Origin of the sequence: Desulfatiglans sp. (assembly GCA_012513605.1) — a bacterium.
Lineage (GTDB): Bacteria > Desulfobacterota > DSM-4660 > Desulfatiglandales > HGW-15 > JAAZBV01.
Genome location: JAAZBV010000037.1, coordinates 62,197 through 81,841, shown reverse-complemented (window position 1 = coordinate 81,841; position 19,645 = coordinate 62,197). Strand labels below are relative to the sequence as shown.

Here is a 19,645-nt window from a genome sequence, read left to right as displayed (position 1 = left end):
ACATACATTTAATCGATAGAGTTTTGTTAGGAAGGTTTTGCAATTTAAAATAAGGAACAAAAGTATTATGAATACTATAGAAATTATTCTATTTGATTTAGGCGGGGTTCTGGTTGAACTAACAGGTGTTCCTACCATGATCAAATGGACGAAAAATATTTATAATGAAAGCGAAATGTGGGAGGCATGGTTACGGTCTCCTTCAGTGCGTTCTTTTGAAAAAGGAGATACCACCGCCAGGCAATTCGCTACTGATATTATTAAAGAGATGAATTTGCCTGTTGGAATCGAAGAGTTTATTGATAACTTTACTCTTTGGCCAAGCGGGTTATATCCGGGCGTACCGGATCTCCTTAATAGATTAAGCCACAAAACTCTTGCCTGTTTCAGTAATTCAAATGAATTGCACTGGCCACGCCTTATGAAAGAGATGGGCATTGAAAAGATGCTCGATTACCACTTTGCCTCTCATGAAATGGGTAAACTCAAACCTGACAAAGATGCATTTGAACATGTATTAAGCAGTCTTGGCTGCCATCCTGCATCAGTTCTCTTTTTCGACGATAATGAACTCAATATAAACAGCGCCAGGGAAATGGGGTTAATGGCATATCGCGTAAAAGGTCCACAAGAAATCGAGGATATTCTTGTTGATATGCGGATACTTGAGAACCCGAATTAAAAAACCGGGCGGACACAGGGGTACCGCCCCTACATAAAAGGTTATTATGCTATACAATTAGGCGGACACGGGGGTACCGCCCCTACAAAATATAAATGGTGTCCATCCAGAAAGAGGTAAAATCTGGATGGGGCTTTCAGTAGTCAGCCAACTCTTTGTTTTGAATGCCTTTTGTTGAAAGCTGAAAGCTGAATGCTGACGGCTGACCGCTTGCCTATCATCCGCAGTAGCACTGCTAAGGAGGATGAAAATCCAAAAACGACAGTTTATAATGGACACTAAATAGTAAGGATAAATGAAATTATGACATCAGAATGGATTACATATAATGAACTGGCCTGGGTAGATGGTCTGCTTTCTGACCCGGATGAATATGAAGATGAGGCGGGTCACTATGTATCTCTGATTAAAAGCCATTGTCCGTTTACGCCTTTAACAATGCTGCACCTTGGGAGCGGCGCAGGTGGCATTGACAGGGTTTTTAAAAAGCATTTTACAATTACAGGTGTGGACCTGAGCCAGGGGATGCTTTCAATGGCAAGGGCGCTTCATCCTGATATTGAGTATATTGAAGGTGATATGCGGGATATAAGGCTTGGCCGCATGTTCGATGTTGTTGCAATACCAGACAGCATAGATTACATGGCCACATATAATGACCTGAACAGGGCCATTGAAACCGCTGCTTTACATCTAAAGCCAAATGGAATCCTGCTTGTGGTTGGTAAAACCGCTGAGACATTTCAGAATAATAACTTTGTCCATACAGGAGAAAAGGATGGCATTAATGTTATATTTTTACTTTACTTGGCCTGTAAAACTGTTATGAATGAAAAGCGGATATGGTTAATGAATAATCATTATGTAAATTGGTTTTGGGTAATGAAAACTGGACTCCACGGTCAAGCCTTGGAATGACGGGTGGTGTTGAGGATATAATGATCGAATTAGAATCGAGGTATTTTTTAACATGAATATTGAAGGTGATCTTGTCCTGGTATACTTCAAGGATGAGCCCGGGGTATACGCCAGGATAGAGCGAATAGAGCCAGATATTAAAAAGGATTGGTACCAGGTGACATTTCTCCTTTTAACAATACCCCACCAGGTTATCACATGGATTCTGCGTGAGGAGTATATAAATGGTGAGGTTTTTACAATGGGCGGTAATAGCATGCGTCTTGAAAAGATAGAACCTCTCCGGTTAGAGGGAAACGAGGCAGACAATGATACTGGAAACAGTAACAATGATAAAAAACCCGGAAAGATCCTCACCTTTAAAAAGAAAGAGTAAAAACAAAACAGTAAATAACTTATGCGCTAACCTTGCCAAAAGAATGGAGTTTTTTGATAAACCCTGAAAGGGTAATATCATCTGTAACCATATCATCTATTTTAGCCCTTTCAGCAGGCAGTATGTTTTTATTAATATAGGCAATGGCATTCTGGAAATTGACACGGGATACTGAACCGATATGATCTATTACCCCGGAATTATAATATTTTTTCCCTGTGGATATAGTCTCTTTAAGGAGGTTTTCTCCTGATATCTTTGTATCCTTCCCCTTCATGATAACATTTGCGGCTATCCAGTATGATTCAATAAAGGTTTTAGCAAGGGCAGCAATAGATGGAAGCCTGTCAAACCCTGCCCTTGTCACCCTGAATCTACAGGTTTCAGGGATATCTCTGATAAAACCTTTTTCAATATAAGAGGCTGTTACTGAATTAAACCTCTCTGCCGGTTTCAGGGCAGAAGCAAAAAGAAACTCATTGGTAAAGGTGTCTGACAGAAAATTGAATACAGAGAGGGCTACTCCAGGGCTTGTATCTTCATCTGACTGGCTGAGCAGGGATATTGCTACAAAGGAATAGTCTATAAAAAAATGGATAATGGTATTTTTGTAATATTCCAGCTCAAGTTTTTTATCATCCTGAATAAAGTAAAATGGATTTTCACCTCCCTGTGGGTCATTAACCAGTTCAATAACCCCCCACTCTGTTAACAAGGCAATTGCCTCATTTATGGAATTATCAATATCAATAAGCCCCTCAAATACCGGGGCGTTTACCCTTTTTGCAAGGTAAATGAAGAGTTCAATTGTTTTCCTGAGTTCCGGCATGTAAAACCCTTTTCTGTGTGAAGTCAGGATTGCAGTGCTTACAATTGCCAGCGGGGTAATGAGCGTTACACTGTTAATGGAATGGGCTATGCCGGCAGCAAGCTGATCCCTGTGTGAATCACCAGATGGTTGCTCCTGCATCCATTCCTTAATGGAAAAGGGTTTATCAAAACGGATATATATCCTGCCGTAGCTGCTTTTAAGAAACCGCCGCGCCTTTATCACCTGTCTGAAATTCTCGCTCTCCTTTTGTGCCCCGCTCAGCTCTTTCAGATATGACCCCTCCTCAACCACCCTGTCATAGAGCACCGATGTTGGGACAAATATCAGGTCTTTACAGTAACCCTGTTCATAGGCATCCATCAAAATGGATAAAAAACCTGTTTTTGGCTGAACCAGTTTGCCGTTCCTGCTTCTTCCCCCCTCTATATAGAACTGGATAGGGTGACCATCCTGGAGCAGGGCCTTTATATAACGTGAAAAGACCTCTGAATAGAGTTTTGCACCCTGAAATGATCGCCTGATAAAGAATGCACCGCACTTTCTGAATATATAGCCCATTGGCCAGAATGAGAGGTTCTGGCCTGCTGCGATCCTCGGGATATGCATATTAAAGTCATAGAGAACATCATTCAGCACCAGATAATCAACATGGCTTTTATGTGACGGTACATATATGAGTGGCCCCTTTCTTGCCCATTCCCTTATAACCGCAAGCTCTGATGGGACCGTATCAATGCCATTAAAAATCTTTTTCCAGAGCCACTTCAGGATTACACGGAAAAGGCTTACATATGAGCTGTTGTAATCCGCAGCTATTTCGTCAAAGTACTTTCCTGCCATTTTTCTTTTTGCCCTGATCTTTTTCCTGTCATTGCCGGCGATCTTGTCTATCAGGGCGGTTATCTCACTGTCTTTAAGGACAATCTCCTTGAGCTGCTGACGTGATTTCATGATAGGGCCAAGGATTATCCTCTTCTGGCTGTCTATCCTCCTTATCAGCTCATCCTTAAGTTCCAGGCTTATCTGGTCAGTAGATACCCCTTCAGGCTGATCCTCCAGATAACTTTTAAGATTAATTGGTTCTGCAAAATCTATGAAGGTCGATTTAGGGTGCCTGAAAAAAAGTATTACCTTCCTTAATGTACTCGGGTTATCCTTGAAACCGAAAAATATGTCCTTCAGCCTGAATCCTTGTGTTTCAGGGGATCGTTTAAAGAGGATAAGCTGTGGGACAATGAATATGGGTGTAGCTGTTTTTTTCTGCTGCTCTATTAGAAAAAAAAGATTATCGGTCTCAGAATAGATAAATGATTTGAGAAAACCAGCCGGGTCAAGGAGTGAAACAAGCGAAGGGGTTTTTCTTCGCAAAGCATTTTCATAAAAGTGGGAATCAAATGGATTTTGATCCCTTCCTGAGCGCAGAAATGCGGATATGCGTGACAAAGTTACCTTTATCAGTGTCAATGCGGGCAGTATCAGTGAAAGGTCCATACCAAAGGCTATCCTGGGGTATGGGAGGCTCCTCATTTTAAGGGTGAAATGGTATAGCAGGAAATCAAGGAGCCCTTTATGTTTTATTGCATAAACGATAGTCCCTTCCTTCTGCATTGCCCTCAAGGAGTTCTTGAAGTTTTCATCCAGCTTGACCCTTCCAACAAGACGATAGAAGAACCACCACAGGAAAAGACCGGGTTTATAATCAAAAAAATAGGGGAAGTTATCATTATTGATTAATTTATTCATGGCACGGTGTTGTTTCTCCTTTAAACATGTTTATCATATTGGTCATAAAATAAAGTTATATTGACAAACATAATACTATGTACAAGAATATGATTAACCTGAAAACAAAATAATTTCAAGGGAGACAATAATGTTTAAACCAATGACCATATCCAAGCTGACAATGGACCCGATAACGAACAGTCCGATTGTTATTCTGAAAGAGGTCTATGGTGAAAAGACACTGCCCATATGGATAGGGCTTATGGAGGCTACAGCCATAGCCAGCAAGATGGAAAAGATAGATTTTGACAGACCCATGACCCATGACCTATTAAAAAATATACTCGATATGATTGATGTAAAGGTTGAAAAGATAGAGATCTGCGATCTTAAAAATAATGTCTACTATGCCCTTATTCACATTGCTCATAATGGAGGCCTGATGCAGGTAGATGCAAGGCCTAGTGACGCACTGGCCCTTTCACTAAGGGTAAATGCCCCGATTTTTGTCTCTGAAGAGGTTATAGACAAGTCAAGGCATATTGATCTTATGAGTGCTGAACCTGAGGTAAAGACCGAAGAGGGCAAGAAGTGGCAGGAGATACTTGAAAACCTCAATCCCGAAGACTTCGGCAAATACAAGATGTAAAAAATGATGATAGACCTTCATTCACATTCAATATTCAGCGATGGTGTGCTTATACCTGCGGAGCTTACAAGAAGATATGAGGCAGCAGGTTACAGGGCTATAGCTATAACTGACCATGCTGACCAGTCAAATGTGGATTTTACTATCCCTAGGATAATCAGGGTTGCGAATGAACTGAACAGGGCACAGTCTGTTACTGTCATACCCGGTATAGAGATTACCCATGTCCCTCCACCTTTGATTGCCGGCCTTGTTAGAGAGGCAAGGGCTCTGGGCGCAAAAATAATCGTTCTGCATGGTGAGACCATTGTGGAACCGGTTGCTCCCGGTACAAACCTCGCAGGTATAGAGGCGGGCATTGATATACTGGCTCATCCAGGTTTAATAACACCTGAAGAGGTAATGCTTGCAGCAGAAAAGGGTGTTTTTCTTGAGATAACATCAAGGTCAGGCCACAGCCTTACAAACGGTCATGTGGCAAGGCTTGCTCTGGAAAATGGCGCTAAAATGGTTCTTGATTCAGACTGCCATGAACCTGGGAATATTATAACAGATGCCTTTGCAGAGAAGGTTATAAAGGGCGCAGGGCTACCTGATGGTTTTTTATCTAAAATGCTTGCGAATTCACGCAGTCTGGTTGAAAAAGCGGGATATGAAATTTAGCCTTTTGCATTCAGGCCCTGTTAAAGAAGAAAAGAATACCGCCTTGACTCACATCATTATACGCATATATTATAAGGAAATACGATAATATATTTTTAACCACGGAGAGAACGGAGATTTATTTATAAAGCTTTTCTCCGTGCTCTCCGCCTGTCCCGCTATAGATTCAGCGAAGGCGGATGTCCTCCGTGGTGAATGATAACGTTATATTTCATATGACATTGAATTTATGAAATACAGTACTAATATGATCGGAAAGAAACGAAACATTTTAAATCTTACAGGCATACTGATTGTAATTTTCTGGGTAGTGATGCTCTCCATCCTTTTTAGGAAACACTACCTTTACAATGATCCTGTTCAGTCTGCTGCTATTAATGTTAAGGCCGGTGAGGCAAGACAGGACTGGAAGGAGATATTTCTTAATAATAAAAAGGTAGGGTATGCTGTAACCGCCCTTAAACCCTTTGAAGGGGGTTACTACATACAGGATGAGTTGTTCCTTAAACTGAACCTTATGGGTTTTGAAAAGGGGCTTTACACCATTACACAGGCCAGTGTAGATGAGAGTTTCCGACTTAAAAATTTCTTTTTCAAGATGAATTCGGGTGTCATAAATTACAGGATCACGGGAAAGGTCGAGGGGAATCTGCTTAAAATAACTACCGGAACAGGTAGAAGAGGTAAAGTAAAGGAGATAAGATTGAATGAGACACCTGTAATAAGCAGCGGACTTGATCATATGTTTAGAAATATTAAACCTGTTCCTGGTGAAAGTTTTAATACGACATTTTTTGATCCGGCAACCATGATGCAAAGGCAGGCCACCTTTAAAGTTATTTCAAGAGAAAAAATCAAAATTAATAATATTGAGTATGATACATTCATGGTAGAAGGGGAGGTCATGGGCGCCAGGCTCAATTTCTGGTTCGATATGAATGGTGATATTCTTAAAGAGCAGAGTATAATGGGGTTAACAATGGTAAAATCCAGCCCTGCCAATGCGCCTTTAAATATTGAAGATGGGGTAGAAGACTTCTATGAAGTTACTGTTGTGCGCACGGATAAAAAACTTCCTGACACAAAAAGATTAAAAGGGCTTACAATCCGGCTTAAAGGCATTGAAGATACAGGATTTGACCTTGCAGACATTTCAGGAGAAAGACAGAAATACATAAATGGTATATTGAGTGTTACAGTAGAAGAGGGGCCCTTCAGGGCCGGTTACAGGGTTCCCTATACAGTTGAAGAGCCAGATATGAAAAAATATCTTGCCCCTGAATACAATATTGAGAGTGATGAGGATGCAATTATCAGTAAAGCACAGAAGATAGCAGGAAATATTAAAGACCCTGTTATCCTTTCCCAAAAGATGATGGAATGGGTCTATACCAACATAGAAAAGCGGCCTGTTATAAGTATCCCCAGCGCAACAGAGGTGCTTGAGACAATGACAGGCGACTGCAATGAGCATGCAATCCTATTAACTGCCCTCTTAAGGGCTGTTGGTATCCCTGCAAGGATATCAACAGGCCTTGTGTATACAAGGGAAAATTTTTATTATCATGCATGGGTCGAGGTATATACAGGGGAGTGGATTACAATTGACCCCACCATGAACCAGTTTCCTGCGGATGTTTCGCATATAACCCTTTTAAGGGGGAATATAGATAAACAGGTAGAGATCATGGCTGTAATCGGAAAACTTGCTATCGAGGTAATAGACTTTGAATATAATTGAACTTACCAACCTTACAAAGAGGTACAAAGGTTTAAGGGCTGTTGACAATGTCAGCCTCAAGGTGCGGGAGGGTATTATCTATGGATTCCTGGGGCCAAACGGCGCAGGAAAAACTACCACCCTGAGGATGATGGCAGGTATTCTACAGCCTTCAGAGGGCAGGATCATCATCAATAATATGGATCTAAACGAATACCCGGAGGAGATAAAAAGGATAACAGGTTTTATACCTGACAGGCCATTCATATATGAAAAGCTCACAGGTATTGAGTTCCTTCGCTTTATAGGGGGGCTTTACGGCCTGAAAGGGGTTATGGATCCTGACAAGAGGATTATGGAACTCCTTGAGATCTTTGAGCTAAGCCACTGGTCTGATGAACTGGTTGAGAGCTATTCACATGGCATGAAACAGAGGCTTGTCATGTGTTCTGCCCTGCTGCATGACCCGAAGGTGCTGATAGTTGATGAACCCATGGTAGGGCTTGACCCAAGGGGCGCAAGGCTGGTCAAGGATATATTCAGAAATGAGGCAGACAGGGGCAAGACTGTCTTTGTCTCTACCCATTCACTTGATATTGCCCAGGAAATCTGTGACGAGGTGGCAATAATACAGTCTGGTAAAATAATAGCTATTGGAAGCCCGGATGAGCTTAAAAGAAAGGCCGGTGTGGACGGCAGCCTTGAGAATGTATTTTTAAAACTTACAGAAGGGGCAATGCTCGCACATGAAAAATCTCTTTCTGCTTCTTAGTGTAAGGATACTGGCTTTAAAGAACAGTATCTCCTCAGCAGAACCTGGTGCCAGGAAAAAGGCTCTTGTTATGCTTGCAGTGGGGCTTATTTTCTGGACTCTCATGTTTGTGCTGTCATCACGGGTGCTTTCCTATTTCAGATCAACAGAGATCATAGGCGATATACTGGCTAATTATCTTCTTTCAATGGTCTTTCTGACCTTTTTCAGCCTGCTTGTATTCAGCAATATCATTACCTCACTTTCCAATCTCTATCTTTCAAATGATCTTGAGCTGTGCCACTCATCGCCTGCCAGCCTTGGAGAGGTCTTTATCAGCAGGGTGATCTTTACCCTGTTTGACAGTTCATGGATGGTGATCATATTCGGGCTCCCTGTCATGATGGCCTATGGATGGGTATTTAAACCGGGATTTTTATTCTATTTTGACCTGTTTCACCTGGGGCTAGCCCTCTCCATCATTGCCTCGGCAGCAGGTATCTTTATTACTGTAATCATGGTAAGCATATTCCCTGCCCAGAAGACAAGGGACATTATCATGATATTCATGGTCTTTGCTGTAATAACCCTTTACCTGATGTTCAGGCTCATCAGACCTGAGCGGTTGGTTGACCCTGATGCCTTTTTCAGCATAATGCAGTATGTGAGTGTGCTTGAGGCCCCTGACCACCCGTTTCTGCCCACAAACTGGATCACCGATGTGCTATGGAGCCATATAAGCCGCAGGGCAGGAGAGAGTAACCTTTTTAATATAATGCTGCTATGGTCAACAGCCCTTGCACTTATGGTGATCAATATATGGGTTGCAGGTTCAGTCTATTTTAACGGTTTCTCAAAATCACAGGAGGCAAAGAGGAGAAGGGCCGGGAAGGGGTTTCTTGATATGGCTGTAAGGGTGATGAAAAAACCAATGGGAGATGATACCGGGGCGATACTTGAGAAGGATGTGCGTATATTTTTCAGGGACAATACCCAGTGGTCTCAGCTTTTGCTCCTTGGTGCCCTTGTTGCGGTCTATCTGTATAATTTCAGTGTCCTCCCCCTTGAAAGAAGCGCCATAAGGCTCGACTTTCTGCAAAACACAGTGGCCTTTTTAAACCTTGGCTTAGCCAGTTTTGTGCTTGCATCCATATCTGTAAGGTTTGTGTTCCCTGCTGTGAGTGCTGAGGGGAGCTCTTTCTGGATCATACGAAAATCGCCTCTCTCCATAAAAAGATTCCTTGTAGGAAAATACCTTATCTATATTTTCCCTATGCTTGCACTGGGTGAGATACTCATAATTGCAACCAACCGGCTTCTTGATGTTTCAACATTCATGATGATCCTCTCCTCGGTCACCATGTTTTTCAGCGTGTTTGCCATTGTATCTCTTGGTATAGGCCTGGGCGCCCTCTATCCAAGATTCAAATATGAGAATATCACACAGGTCTCAACAGGTTTCGGCGGGCTTGTTTACATGATTTTAAGCGCTATTTACATGTCTGTTATCATCATGCTTGAGGCAGGGCCTGTATACATCTTTTTCAGCGCGGATCTCTACAAGAGGTCAATTACATCCGGGGAATGGGTAATGATTTCAGGCTCATTTATTCTTGTGATTGCAATAACTCTATTTACTATATATAAACCCATGAAAATGGGAATTGAGGCGCTTAAGAAATTTGAATAGGATCCGGGGAATCTTCTTATGTTCAATCATGAGTATGTGGGTAACATACATGTTCACTCAAGCCATTCTGATGGCAGGGGCAGTTATACTGAAATAGCTGAAAAGGCAGCCAGAAACGGGATCGATTTTATCTGTTTCAATGATCACGGTCATATGAATGAGAATTTCAGTCTTGATGATGAGGGGCTCTATGGAACCGGGCCATTTGCTCTTCTTATAGGGGCTGAGATAGGTAAAGATAGCCACCATTACCTTGCATATGACATAAAGGCCATACCTGATAATGAAGATGCATCTCCCCAGAAGGTGATAGACATGGTAAATGAACAGGGAGGTTTCGGTTTTATGGCACACCCCTTTGAAAAGGGCATGCCCTTCATGGAAAAATCCATTGCCTACAGGTGGCATGACCTTTCAGTGACAGGTTTTACCGGCATATGTATCTGGAATTTTTCATCAAGATGGAAGGAGCGTATAAAATCTGTATTCCATGGCCTGTTTCATATCTGTTTCAAGGTACTGGCCCTTAAAGGGCCAAGCCGTGAAACTTTAAGCTACTGGGATAAACTCTGCCAGAATAGAAAGGTTGTTGCTGTTGGCGGGTCTGATGCACACGGGACCGTGTTTAAACTCTGGTTTGTCAGGGCAACATTTCTCTCATATGGGTTTCTGCTTAATTCCATTAATATCCATATATTTCTTAAAAAACGTTTTTATAAGGATTTTAACGCTGCAAAGACCGATATATATGACGCCATGAAGGCAGGGCGGCTATTTATTGCTAATGACAGGCTGGCCCCTGCAAGGGGTTTTAAATTCTATCTTTTGTCTGATGATGGCTCAGACCTCCTGATGGGTGAGGAAGATAAATTCAGGAGCACGGGAAACCTTGTCATTGAACTCCCATCAAAGGGAGAGATAAGGGTTATAAGGAATGGTGAAACGGTTTATAAACATCGTGGCATGGAGGCGGTATACCGTGTAAAGGAAAAGGGTGTCTACAGGGTGGAGGTCTATAAGTATGTCTCTGTTTTCGGATGGCGGCCCTGGATATTTACCAACCCGGTGTATTTAAGATAAGCTCAAGGCTCAAAGCTGAAAGCTCAAAGGTGAAAGCTCAAAGATCTAAGATTCAATGTTCAAAGATGAAAAGAATTTAGACGATATCAAATATAGCTTGACATAACTCCATCATATTATTAAAAAAGCCCTTTATAATTGCCTGGGTGGCGGAATTGGTAGACGCAAGGGACTTAAAATCCCTCGGGACCTAGTCCCGTACGAGTTCAAGTCTCGTCCTAGGCACCATAAAGACAAGGGTTTCAGCATTTTTGCTTTAACCCTTTTTTATTTCCCTGAATCTAAAAGTAAGCACATAGTAAGCAGTTTAAAAATCATTAAGTAAGAAAAGTAAGCAGAAAGTTATATTCCAGTATTAAGCAGATTATTAGGCTGTTACCCGATTGATACCCTTTATTCAGGAAATAGTTTAAAAGGGGTGCAGATAGGCTTGTTTAAAGGTATAAAAAAGATACAAGAATCATCTACATTTTATTAATAATTCAAAGTATCGTTATCTTGTCATTCCGGCTGTTCTCATATTGCTTTTAATTATATCAACATCAATTTCGTTATATGAAGGAATGACAATCGGTCTTAATACATTTTTCTTAGAATAGGAACGGTGGTCACCTTCTTGTCTTTCAAATAGAAAACCATCTTTTAAAAAAATACATTCAAGGGTTTTCCATTTTACTGGTGTTATACGTGACATTCTGCTTGTGGGTTTTGAGTAACAAGAAAGGGTATCGGTATATTTATGTAATCCTCTCTATCTACAATACTGCTTTTCTGTTCTATTTGGGAGTTTTCGGGTTCTGTAACACTGAAACCACATTGTTTTAAAACAGCATCAAGTGTGCCTCTTTCAAAGCAAGACCTGAAAAATAAAGATAGAGCTTCTGAAAGGTTCTTTTTGGCAATTTTTTCTGTGTCACCTTGTGAAAAAACATCCAGAATAGGGCATGAAGCAACATGCCATTTCTTTATTTTTAATATTTTAATGGGCAGTGTAGCGGTAAACTCAACCTTTACTTTCATTTTTTATTGCTCCCTAAAAACGTGTAAAATGTCAACATCCGCTTTAAACAGGATTAAGTCGGGGAATGACGATCAATAATTTTAATCCAACAACATTGGGGTTTATCCCCGACCATCTTAATTATTCGCACGCAGGCTCATCAGGCCAACCCATGGTCTTATATGTCTTGCTGTATTCAAAATATGCCTGGATCCATACAACAAGGCCATTATTAATTTTGAACATATGGAAATCAGGCCATGAATTATTAAAGAGCATATAGGCAACAACAACACCTGTCTCCTCATCCACAAGAAAGCGTCTCTTGCCATGGGTTTCGGTCATGTCGGCAAAACCCTCTGGTGAGCAGTCATGCTTGGGCATTATAACATTCTGGTTCATGCCACCCTTTGTTGTTATTGCGCCGTTCTCCCATCTGTCACAGAAGCCTGAATAGGCCAGGTCAGATACCACACGCTTTTTATCCTTTACGAACAGTTCAAAATAATCATCTGCTACCGCTATCATTGCGAGGCGGGAGCTGCGCTGCTGGGGCGGAAGGGGGTCTTCCCAGTCCTGATTTACTGTATCCATTATGGCCTTGGTATCAAGTACCTCTTTGCCTCTCACAACAATGGCCTCTATCTCTGATATCTTGCCTTTTTCCACCTTGAGCCTTATACCATAAAGGATCTGCTTGCCGTTTTCCTCGATAATAGTCTGGGTGTGTGTACCACATTTTTTGGTATCCACCATTGTTCGTTTAAAGATCACCTTTCCTGCTGTCTCCCATGTGCCCTTGCCTGTTGCCACATCTAAGCCGTTTTCTGTATACCTTGCATTTGAGGCAAGGGGAGCGTCCGCTGGTTTGTGCGATTCAATGGATGCTAAAAACTGGCCTGTGATGGCCTTTAAATTATCCCGTGTGCATTCGGTTTGAGCAGAGGCATAAGAAGCGCTGAACCCAATAGTCATAAACAAACCTGCTACAATGGCCCATTTCTGTACCCTTTTCATCATGTAACCCTCCTGATTTGATTTTATTTATTCTGTGATAGGAACACCGATAATATGGTTATGAACATAGGCCGGGTGTTAATATGTGTCAAGAAAATTAAACTAAAATCATCCATCAGGTTCGACCCAGAAAAAGTCTGTAACCTTTCAGAACTTCATTCGTTATATAGCCAGAATAAAGCTTTTACAGGTACAGACAAATATCCTGTGCCGAATAGAGATCAAGGAGGTCTAAAAATGACGAAAAAATTATTGGTATTTTCAACAGCAGCAGTTTTTATGTTTTCTTCTTTTGTCTTTGCAGGCGGAAAGGGTGGAAATGGGAAAATGTATTCCGGGTCAATGGGTAAAGGGGCTGTTACCCAGAGTCAGATTAAGAGCCAGACAAAGATACGGACACAGTCACGCCTTAATACAAACAAGGGCACAGCAGTAAAAAGCGGTACAGGGGATATGACCAGGGACAGGATACAGAAACGCGATGGATCTTGTAAATAGCGGCTTACTCTTGTCAGCTTATATTACAACGATTCATCAAAATGGCCAGGAGATACTCCTGGCTTTTATTAATAACTTATAATGGAGGAGCAAAATGAAAAAGATGATTATGGTTTTTGTAATTTCAATGTTTACGATTTTTGCCTTTACACCTGCCAATGCAGGAAACGGGCCGGGGCCTGCACCCAACTCCGGTGACGGTATACCTGATGGGAGCGGATATCCATCTCCCCCATCACCAGGGCCAGGTGGGAATTGATTTTTTAGTTCATTACTGTTCAAAATATTGTGAAATAAATCTAAAGACCAGGTTATAGAACATTTGTAGGGGCGAATAATTATTCGCCCCTACAGTTATTTCCACCATTGTTTTATTCACTTGAATAAATGCCGCTCCCACGGGGCTTTATTTTTTTGATGGTATGTTTTCTATTAATATATCAGCCACATCTGGGCGGCATATTAATCACGATATCTATAGATTTCTCTATCTTCCACCTCTACCGCCACCTCCGCCAGAACCATGTCCTGAACCGCCCATGCCTCCGGAACCGGAACCGCCGGATATGCCTCCTGCGCCGCCCATGCCCGCTCCATTACCTGCCCCATAACCAGTCCCATAACCGCCAGCGCCTGCTGATCCGGCAGAATTCATATAGCCCTGCCGACCCATTTCATCCAGTGATACACCCGCCTTTATCCCTCTGGTCAAGGCCTCAGCTATATCTGAAGGGTTATGATTCCCTCTTACCTGATTGACAAATGCCTTTTCAAGACCCTTCATTTTACCCTGATCATAACCCTTTTTAAGGGCTGCCCTTATAGTATTTACAACCGATGTTGACCCTGCACCTGTACGCGTCATAGTCTTTACTGTAGCAAGGGTCTGCATTTTAAGCGGTGATTTTTCTTTTGGTTGAATCTGAGCCTGATCCAGCATCTCGCCTATCATTTCTATATCATTGTCTGTCATACCGGCAGCAAGTGATTCAGCAATATCTCCTGTCAGCGCATCAGTCTCTTCTTCACTGTCACTCATGCTGTATGCATACTGGGCTGCGCTCTGATATCTTTTACTAACCTTTTCCATTGCCATGATGATGTTCTGGCTCTGTACACGCTTTACTATACCCTCATGCAGTTTGTTCATTACAGGTTCGACAGGAACCCCGTTTTTTTTGGCCTCTCCAATAATATCATAGGCCCTGACCATCTGCTGTTCAGTAAATTTGTTTTGAACCATTGCTTTAGTCATCTTCATAACCCCCTGGTTTTCAACCCCAAGGTTGATAACCTCCCTTGCCCTCTCTTTTATCTGAACAGGGGTATTTGCAGGGAGTTCATCATCCAGTACATCAGCTACTAATACCGAAGGTAGTAGAAGTACCAGGAACAGACCCTTTAAAATAATTTTTGCTATATCCATTTTATCCTCACAATTTAAACCTGTAAATTCCTGAAAACGAATTGAAAGATGATCACTGCATCCCCAGGAGGGGGATATAAACACAGTTGACTGAACCAAAATCATCCTTTTCATTCATGCTGCATTCAGGAACAAACATTTTGTCGTCTATCATATAAAAATATTTAAACTCCATATCAGCCGGAAGAACTGAAACCCACAGCCCTGACTCATCTTTTATAACCTCCTGCGGGGCATACTCATCAAGGGAGGTATGTAAATAGACCTTTTCAGCATCATTGTCCTTAAGATAGATACGGAGTTCATTATTTACTATTTTATACTGCTGAACAGCGCATCCATTGGAACATAACAAAAATACTGAAAAAATAAGGAGGCTTATTTTCATACCTATGCCTCCACCAGGATAACACTGTTTTCGCTGCCGAAATCATCCCTTTCTCTTAACAATATGGTAGGGTCAGCTATCTTTTTGTCATCCCCTATTATAAATACATATTTGTGCTCTCCTCTGGTCACATCCAGTTCTATCTCCCAGTAACCGCTGGGGCCGACCATCTTCATGGGCACACTGTTCCAGTTTGTAAAACTCCCGGCAATCTGCACATTTTGAGAATCTGGCATGTAGACAACAAATCTCTTTGAGACGGATTCAACTCTAACCACCTCTCTTTTTACAGGGACCCTGACTGCAATAAATATAACCAGAAGCACAGCAACAACCCCGAATTCCGCTACCCTGAAATAGGGGCGCAGGAACTGGAGATTGAATATTTTAGATTTCTCTTTAAGAGATATCTGCGGTATCTCCTCAACAACATCAGAGCAAAGCAGTCTTTCCTGCACAAGGAGGTCAACAGCCTCAGAGTAGAACTGCTCCTCATCATGTATCCTTTTTACAAAATCTATCTTTTCATCAAGATTCAGTTCATCATCAATATACAGGCTGATAGAATCATTCATGGTTATTCCCCTCACTTAAAAATTCCCTCAGTTTTAAACGCGCCCTGTGCACCCTGATCTTAACATTACCTTCGTTAATCCCCATTATGGAAGCAATATCCCTGTATTTCAGCTCTTCGTTCAGCGTCAGTGCCAGTATCTCCCTTTCATCTTTTTCAAGCCTCTTCATTGCGTTAATAACCTTCCTGTATTCCTGTTTAACCCTGTATTCATTCTCAATGTCCGCATTCTGATCCGCTGTATCCTGTTCAAGCGGCGACTTTCTTTTTTCCCTGCGCGTAAAATCAATAAACAGGTTGCGCGCTATCGTGTAAAGCAATGAGATATTAAGGGTTTTATCCCTGTACCTCTCAAAACAGCGTAAAAAACTCTCCTGCATTATATCCATGGATAAATAATAGTCGTCTGTCATCCGCATCAGATAGGAAAACAGGCTTTTATTTTGCTTCCTGTAAAAGTCCTGAAAATTATCCATTTGCTTTTTTAACGTTTAAAAGGCCAAAAGGTTACATCCGGTTAATTATTTAATCCTATTTTTTACCCTCTATTACCCTTACCATCTCCTTGGGTATAAAAAATTTGTTTATCTCACTGATAAAGACCGAGACACCCTTTGTACTTGTAATCTTATCCCCATTCATCACAATATTTTTATTAACAGGGATTTTAAATTTACCTGTCTCGAAGATCCGCCCTGTCTTATCCTCTGTAATCTTTGAATCAGGGAATACACTTTGTGCGTCGACGAACAGCTCATCACCTATCATTCTAAGGTCAATATCCATCATCTTTGCAAGGTTAATGGGTATATCTGTATTGTTTATGTTTCCCCTGAGCGGAGTATAATCATACGGGGTGTAAACCCACAGGGGCACATCAACGCCTGAATGGCCTCCTGTTGTCCAGCCGATTACTGTGAAGTTGTTTGAGATATAATCTGCAACACCATAAGGAAATTTCTTGAATTTTAATATCTCTTCTGCCTGGACCTCGGTAAGGTCAAGGTTCCATTTGTCTTTAAAAAGTCCCTTTATCTCTTCTGTGGTAGATGTATTATCCTGATATGCAAGTTCAAGCAGCCCCTGAATAGTAGTAGTTGCCTTTTTCAAAGGCGTTATAAGTGTATCAACCGTTGTATTCCCGTATTTGCGCCCCATCTCGCTGTTGTTACCTATGCTTAATCCGCCTGTATCATGATCAGGAAAGATCACCACTATTGTGTCATTATTCGTTTTTGCAAAATCCACAGCAACACCTACAGCCTCATCAAAGGCCAGAAACTCTGTCACCATATAGGCCGGGTCATGTGCATGGCCTGCATAGTCTACCTGGCTCCCCTCAACCACCATAAGAAAACCCTTTTCATTGGTTGTAAGTATCTCAATCGCCTTTTTTGTCATCTCTGCAAGGGATGGCTGCGTGGGATTAAGTTCATCCCGGTCTATGTCTGGTACAAGGTCAGTGCCATTAAAAAGACCCCATACCTTTTTGCCTTTAACTTCAGCCAGTTCATCTTTGCTGCTTATGATGCTGTAGCCCATTTCTTTGAGGGTATTCATCAGGTTCTCTGTATCTTTTCTGGTACCTTTCCAGCTCTTTCCATCATCTGTTTTAAATGATTCTCCTTCAGGTAAAAGATGAACCATGCCCCCTCCAAATGCCACGTCCAGATTCTGGTGAACCATCTGTTCCATGATGTCATCCGGCATAAAGCGTGATGATGAGTGGGCCGCAAAACCGCTCGGGGTTGCATGGGGTATTGTGCTTGTCACAACAACACCTGTTGATCTCCCGGATAATTTAGCCCCCTCAAGGATAGTTGGAATGGGATAATATGGAGGGACCTCAGGGGTAACCCAGGGCAAAAGGTCTTTGGCGCGGGGCGCTACGCCTATAAATCCTGATGTGGTCTTATGGCCTGTTGCAAAGGCAGTGGCAGCAGCAGCAGAGTCAGTAATAACAGAATTGGCAGAGTATGTCCTAACCGAACCTGTAAGGAGTTTATCAAGGTTTATGTCCGCGCCTTTATAAAGGCGGGCAAGTGTCTGTATGCTCATGGAGCAGCCATCAGGCACCATGACTATGACATTTTTATATTTTTTCTCCGTGTTTTCAAGATTTTTACCAGTAATAGTAATATGACTTGTACACCCTGAAATAGAAAGCGTAAGTAAAAGAACAGTGAAAAGATAAAACCGGTTTACATTCATTTTTGTAATATTCTCCTTATTTAAAATGATTCATTAAATAAAATTATTATTCATTATGTCAACCCCATAAATATCCTTGCAAAGAGATACAGGGTCAACTAATAAAGATATTATTATTAATAAGTGTACAATAACGTAAAAAATTAGATTTTGTTTTAACCACAGAGAGCACGGAGAGCACGGAGTAAAACATAAAAAATTAGCTCTCCATGACCTCCGTGTCCTCCGTGGTGAAAATTAGCGCTTTTTAATTTTCGTCAATTCATTCTTGAGTATTTTTATGAAGATTTTTCTTTTACTCCTGTTCTGGACACTGTGGTATGTGAACTTTATCGCTAAATCCATCACCTCACCACTGATGCCACTGATAGAGGATGAATTTGCCATTACCCATGCAATGGCAGGCGTTCTCTTTTTCTGTTTCTGGATAGGGAATACCATATCTGTCTTTTATGCCGGTTTCATGTCACTTAAGATAGGTTACAAACGCTCCATTTTGGTCTCCTTTTACGGTATGACCATTGCCTTTATTATAATGCGCTTTGCCACATCCTATGTATCCTTTGCCTCAATTGCTTTTCTTTTGGGGCTCGCTTCAGGCATTTACCTACCATGCGGAATACCTCTCATAACCGCGGTCTTCAGCCGTGACAACTGGGGTAAGGCAATATCCGTTCATGAGACTGCTGCAGGCTTCGGCATGCTTACTGTCCCGTTTATGGTTACCATGATCATCTCTGTAATGAACTGGAAAAATATCTTTCTGATCATGAGCGCTGCATGCCTGATACTTGGTGTCATACTCCATGTTACATCCCCTGACCCGAGACCGGAAAAGATAGAAAAGGGCGGTATGATGGAGATTGTAAAAAGTAAGGATTTCTGGATCATGACCGCACTGTGGAGTTCATGCGCAGTTGCCAGCATGGGTATATTCAATGTTATTCCCCTGTTCCTGGTAAAGGAGCGGGGGATCCCGATAGAGACTGCCAACACCATATTCGGTATTTCCAGGATCGGTGGGTTTATCGCCATGATCTCAGTGGGTTTTATTATAGACCGGTTCAACCTCAAAAAACTGCTTTTTGTCCTGCTGTTTGCAGCGGGAATAACAACAATAGCTATAGCAGTAATCAGCGCCCCCTGGCTCTTAAGCTCAGTATTATTCCTTCAGGCGACCTTCAGTGTTGTGTTTTTCCCTGCTGGGTTAGTTGCCATATCAAGGCTTACAACATTGAGTGAACGCAGTGTCTTTACGGGCATACTGATGAGCATGTCAGGGATCATAGGACCGGGGCTTTCACCCATAGTCTTAGGTGCAATAGCAGATAGATGGAGCTTTCAGGCAGGCATACTCGGTACAGGGGTGATTATTGTCGCAGCGTGTATGCTTGTGGGGAAATTGAAAGAGGTATAAAAATACGGTTTGAGGTCTACGGTGTGAG

21 protein-coding genes and 1 tRNA gene are annotated in these 19,645 nt (G+C 41.8%); 13 read left to right on the top strand and 9 right to left on the bottom strand.

Annotation, left to right across the window (positions count from 1 at the left end; translation table 11 throughout):
• Positions 1 to 67: 67 nt before the first annotated feature.
• The 3 genes from GX654_05275 to GX654_05265 all read left to right on the top strand — a co-directional run bounded on the left by GX654_05275 (position 68) and on the right by GX654_05265 (position 1,976).
• Positions 68 to 682, top strand: coding sequence for an HAD-IA family hydrolase (locus GX654_05275; GenBank protein ID NLD36264.1), 615 nt, complete (start codon positions 68 to 70; stop codon positions 680 to 682).
• Between the two features lie 303 nt (positions 683 to 985).
• Complete coding sequence (locus GX654_05270; protein NLD36263.1) at positions 986 to 1,600, top strand: class I SAM-dependent methyltransferase; 615 nt, start codon at positions 986 to 988, stop codon at positions 1,598 to 1,600.
• Positions 1,601 to 1,652: 52 nt separating this feature from the next.
• A complete protein-coding gene (locus GX654_05265) occupies positions 1,653 to 1,976 on the top strand; it encodes a hypothetical protein (GenBank protein ID NLD36262.1) in 324 nt (107 codons plus the stop codon).
• 19 nt (positions 1,977 to 1,995) lie between these two features.
• Here GX654_05265 and GX654_05260 read toward each other — a convergent pair whose 3' ends face one another.
• Entirely contained in the window at positions 1,996 to 4,551 is a 2,556-nt protein-coding gene (locus GX654_05260) for a hypothetical protein (protein NLD36261.1), read from the bottom strand.
• A 130-nt stretch (positions 4,552 to 4,681) separates the two neighbouring features.
• Between GX654_05260 and GX654_05255 the strand changes: the two genes are divergently transcribed.
• From GX654_05255 to GX654_05225, 7 genes are all read left to right on the top strand, one after another.
• Positions 4,682 to 5,182: a bifunctional nuclease family protein gene (locus GX654_05255; protein ID NLD36260.1), complete on the top strand. Its 501-nt coding sequence runs from the start codon at positions 4,682 to 4,684 to the stop codon at positions 5,180 to 5,182.
• 6 nt (positions 5,183 to 5,188) lie between these two features.
• Positions 5,189 to 5,845 carry a histidinol phosphate phosphatase domain-containing protein gene (locus tag GX654_05250; GenBank protein ID NLD36259.1) on the top strand — a complete coding sequence of 219 codons (657 nt, stop codon included), beginning with the start codon at positions 5,189 to 5,191 and terminating at the stop codon, positions 5,843 to 5,845.
• A 229-nt stretch (positions 5,846 to 6,074) separates the two neighbouring features.
• Positions 6,075 to 7,586, top strand: coding sequence for a transglutaminase domain-containing protein (locus GX654_05245; protein ID NLD36258.1), 1,512 nt, complete (start codon positions 6,075 to 6,077; stop codon positions 7,584 to 7,586).
• Entirely contained in the window at positions 7,579 to 8,337 is a 759-nt protein-coding gene (locus GX654_05240) for an ABC transporter ATP-binding protein (GenBank protein ID NLD36257.1), read from the top strand. The genes GX654_05245 and GX654_05240 overlap by 8 nt, the downstream gene beginning before the upstream one ends.
• Entirely contained in the window at positions 8,312 to 10,006 is a 1,695-nt protein-coding gene (locus tag GX654_05235; GenBank protein ID NLD36256.1) for a hypothetical protein, read from the top strand. The genes GX654_05240 and GX654_05235 overlap by 26 nt, the downstream gene beginning before the upstream one ends.
• 18 nt (positions 10,007 to 10,024) lie before the next feature.
• Positions 10,025 to 11,086 (top strand): CehA/McbA family metallohydrolase, encoded by a 1,062-nt coding sequence (locus GX654_05230; protein NLD36255.1) that lies wholly within the window; start codon positions 10,025 to 10,027, stop codon positions 11,084 to 11,086.
• A 140-nt stretch (positions 11,087 to 11,226) separates the two neighbouring features.
• Positions 11,227 to 11,314 (top strand) — tRNA-Leu (locus tag GX654_05225).
• 265 nt (positions 11,315 to 11,579) lie between these two features.
• On the opposite strand, the gene GX654_05220 is transcribed toward GX654_05225, so the two are convergent.
• From GX654_05220 to GX654_05210, 3 genes are all read right to left on the bottom strand, one after another.
• Positions 11,580 to 11,780, bottom strand: a complete 201-nt coding sequence (locus GX654_05220) for an addiction module toxin, HicA family (GenBank protein ID NLD36254.1) — start codon at positions 11,778 to 11,780, stop codon at positions 11,580 to 11,582.
• The gene (locus tag GX654_05215; GenBank protein ID NLD36253.1) at positions 11,768 to 12,106 is read right to left on the bottom strand and encodes a hypothetical protein; all 339 of its coding nucleotides are present in this window, start codon (positions 12,104 to 12,106) and stop codon (positions 11,768 to 11,770) included. The genes GX654_05220 and GX654_05215 overlap by 13 nt, the downstream gene beginning before the upstream one ends.
• 121 nt (positions 12,107 to 12,227) lie before the next feature.
• Entirely contained in the window at positions 12,228 to 13,106 is an 879-nt protein-coding gene (locus GX654_05210; GenBank protein NLD36252.1) for a hypothetical protein, read from the bottom strand.
• A gap of 234 nt (positions 13,107 to 13,340) precedes the next feature.
• On the opposite strand from GX654_05210, the gene GX654_05205 reads away from it, so the two are divergent.
• Both GX654_05205 and GX654_05200 read left to right on the top strand, forming a co-directional pair.
• Positions 13,341 to 13,601, top strand: coding sequence for a hypothetical protein (locus tag GX654_05205; GenBank protein NLD36251.1), 261 nt, complete (start codon positions 13,341 to 13,343; stop codon positions 13,599 to 13,601).
• Positions 13,602 to 13,695: 94 nt separating this feature from the next.
• Entirely contained in the window at positions 13,696 to 13,860 is a 165-nt protein-coding gene (locus tag GX654_05200) for a hypothetical protein (GenBank protein NLD36250.1), read from the top strand.
• Between the two features lie 228 nt (positions 13,861 to 14,088).
• Here the strand turns inward: GX654_05200 and GX654_05195 are convergent, their stop codons facing one another.
• Genes GX654_05195 through GX654_05175 form a run of 5 tightly spaced genes read right to left on the bottom strand, consistent with a single transcriptional unit; the run spans position 14,089 to position 18,200 of the window.
• A complete protein-coding gene (locus tag GX654_05195) occupies positions 14,089 to 15,027 on the bottom strand; it encodes a hypothetical protein (GenBank protein ID NLD36249.1) in 939 nt (312 codons plus the stop codon).
• A 52-nt stretch (positions 15,028 to 15,079) separates the two neighbouring features.
• Complete coding sequence (locus tag GX654_05190) at positions 15,080 to 15,415, bottom strand: hypothetical protein (protein NLD36248.1); 336 nt, start codon at positions 15,413 to 15,415, stop codon at positions 15,080 to 15,082.
• Positions 15,416 to 15,417: 2 nt separating this feature from the next.
• Positions 15,418 to 15,990 carry a hypothetical protein gene (locus GX654_05185; protein ID NLD36247.1) on the bottom strand — a complete coding sequence of 191 codons (573 nt, stop codon included), beginning with the start codon at positions 15,988 to 15,990 and terminating at the stop codon, positions 15,418 to 15,420.
• Positions 15,983 to 16,465, bottom strand: coding sequence for an RNA polymerase sigma factor (locus GX654_05180; protein NLD36246.1), 483 nt, complete (start codon positions 16,463 to 16,465; stop codon positions 15,983 to 15,985). Before GX654_05180 ends, GX654_05185 begins: the two co-directional genes overlap by 8 nt.
• Before the next feature lie 55 nt (positions 16,466 to 16,520).
• Complete coding sequence (locus GX654_05175) at positions 16,521 to 18,200, bottom strand: alkaline phosphatase (GenBank protein ID NLD36245.1); 1,680 nt, start codon at positions 18,198 to 18,200, stop codon at positions 16,521 to 16,523.
• 280 nt (positions 18,201 to 18,480) lie between these two features.
• Here GX654_05175 and GX654_05170 point away from each other — a divergent pair, with 280 nt between their 5' ends.
• Positions 18,481 to 19,617, top strand: a complete 1,137-nt coding sequence (locus tag GX654_05170) for an MFS transporter (protein ID NLD36244.1) — start codon at positions 18,481 to 18,483, stop codon at positions 19,615 to 19,617.
• The last annotated feature ends 28 nt before the right edge of the window (positions 19,618 to 19,645 follow it).